The 2031-nt window shown below is 76.0% G+C and carries 3 protein-coding genes and 1 pseudogene; 2 read left to right on the top strand and 2 right to left on the bottom strand.

Going from position 1 to position 2031, the window contains the following annotated elements; all coding sequences use genetic code 11:
- On the top strand, nt 1-328 hold a 328-nt coding region (locus tag ACFUEL_RS35325; RefSeq protein WP_380241612.1), incomplete at its 5' end, for a DinB family protein.
- 21 nt (nt 329-349) lie between these two features.
- Entirely contained in the window at nt 350-742 is a 393-nt protein-coding gene (locus ACFUEL_RS35320) for a hypothetical protein (RefSeq protein WP_380241610.1), read from the top strand.
- Nucleotides 743-788: 46 nt separating this feature from the next.
- On the opposite strand, the gene ACFUEL_RS35315 is transcribed toward ACFUEL_RS35320, so the two are convergent.
- Both ACFUEL_RS35315 and ACFUEL_RS35310 read right to left on the bottom strand, forming a co-directional pair.
- Entirely contained in the window at nt 789-1643 is an 855-nt protein-coding gene (locus tag ACFUEL_RS35315; RefSeq protein ID WP_380241608.1) for an ABC transporter permease, read from the bottom strand.
- Nucleotides 1640-2031, bottom strand: a pseudogene (locus ACFUEL_RS35310) (ABC transporter ATP-binding protein); the annotation flags it as partial. The pseudogene ACFUEL_RS35310 and the gene ACFUEL_RS35315, both read right to left, overlap by 4 nt.

Genomic DNA, 2031 nt, shown 5'->3' with positions numbered 1-2031 from the left:
CAGGATGACCGACGCCCTCGCCTTTCCCGACCTGCTGGACTTGATCGACGAGCGCTCCGCCGTGCTGCGCAAGGCCGTGGCCGAGGCGCCCGACCCGCAGGTGCGGGTGCCCAGCTGCCCCGATTGGACGCTGGCGGACTTGCTCGACCACCTGGCCGGGGTGCACCTGTTCTGGGCCGCCGCCGTCAGCGCCGGGGCCGGATTCACGCCCGCGCCACCGGAGTTGGCCGAGGGGCTGTCCCTCGGCGAAGCACTGGCCCGGGCCGAGGAGGCGACGGGCGCGCTGCTGGCGGCGCTCCGGGAGGCCGGGCCGGAGCGCGCCTGCTAGACGTGGTGGAGTTCGGACGGGGTGGCGCGCGACAGCGGGGCGATCGCCCGCCACCAGGTGCAGGAGGCCGCCGTGCACGCCCACGACGCGGAGCTCGCCGTGGGCGCGCCCCGGCCCGTCCCGGCGGCTATCGCCCTCGACGGCCTCGACGAGTTCGCCGCCCTGTACTGGGGCGCTGCCCCCTGGCCGCACGACCCGGCGGCCGTCCGGCTGCGCGCCGCCGAGGGCTTCGACCGGACGGTCGGACTCGCCCCCGACCGCGCCACCGGGGCCGACCCCGAACTGCTGGAACTCACCGGCACCGCCAGCGAGTTGCTGCTCGCCCTGCACCGCCGCCACCCGGCCGGCGCCCTGCTGACGGCCGGCTCCCCGGCCACCCTCGACCACCTGCTGGCCTGGCCCCGGCTGGGCTGATCCCGGCTGGGCTGCCCCAGGCTGCCTGGGCCGGGCCGGGGTGGGGTCACACGTCGCGGCGGCGCACCACCAGCACGGTGAGCAGCACCGCGAGCAGCGGCCAGAGGGCGAAGGCCAGCCAGGAACCGGCGACGGAGGGCAGGTGCGGGTCGACGAACGGCTCGCGCGCGGAGAGGCAGTTGCGCCAGTCGTAGAAGGGGAACAGTCCGTAGACGTCGTCCACCCACTGGTGCACGTTCGGCGTGCAGAAGCCGGGCACGATGACCAGCGCCGCGCAGGCCGTGACGACGGCGCCCGCGGTGTGCCGCAGCAGTGCCCCGATGCCCAGGCCGGTCAGGGCCGCGACCGGGGCCAGCAGGGCGTTCGCCAGCAGCACCCGGGGGACGCCGGGGTCGCCGACCGACAGGCCGATGCCGCGGCCGGACAGCACGGCCTGGCTGACGCCGAAGGTGCCCAGCGAGACGGCCGCGCCGAAGCCGAGCATCACCGCGGCCAGGACGGCCGCCTTGGCGGCGACCACCGGGCTGCGGCGGGGTACGGCGGTCAGGGTGGTGCGGATCAGGCCGCTGGCGTACTCGCCGACGATCGTCAGCGCTCCGACGCTGCCCGTGCCGATCATCAGCAGGGCCGCCCCGGGGCCGCTGAGCGCCTGCCGCATCGGGTCGTAGTGCGCGCGGTCCTGCGGCAGGAAGTGCGGCCAGTCCTGGTAGGTGCGGATGCTGTCCTGCAGGGCGAACCCGAGCAGGACCAGGAGGCCGATGCCGAGCAGTCGGCGGGTCGAGGGCAGCGACCAGAGCTTGATCCACTCGGCGGCGCACAGGTCGCGGAAGCGGACCCGCGGTTCGGCCGCGGGTTCCGGCCGCCCGGCGGGGACCGGACGGAGGACGGTCGGCGCGGTCACCGGCGCTCACCGGCCCGGTAGTCGGCGCGGTCGGCGGTGAGTTCCATGAACGCTTCCTCCAGGGACGCGGCGCCGGGCACCAGCCCGTGCAGCACGATGCGGTGGTCGAGGGCGATCTCGCCGATCCGGGCGGCGGTCAGCCCGGTGACGGCGAGCGTGCCCTCGCCGTCGGGCCGCACCCCGGCGCCCTCGGCGATGAGCGCGGAGGCGAGGACGGCCGGTTCGGGGGTGCGGACGCTGACGTGGGCGCGGGTGCCGCGCATCGCGAACGCGGTGACGCTCTCCTCCGCGATCAGTTCGCCGCGGCCGATGACGACCAGGCGGTCCGCGGTGTGCTCCATCTCGCTCATCAGGTGGCTGGAGACCAGCACGGTGCGTCCCTCGGCGG

Origin of the sequence: Kitasatospora sp. NPDC057198, assembly GCF_042670125.1 — a bacterium.
Taxonomy (GTDB): Bacteria; Actinomycetota; Actinomycetes; order Streptomycetales; family Streptomycetaceae; genus Kitasatospora.
Note: the sequence above shows the minus strand (reverse complement) of the source record. Positions and strands in the feature narration are given on the sequence as shown.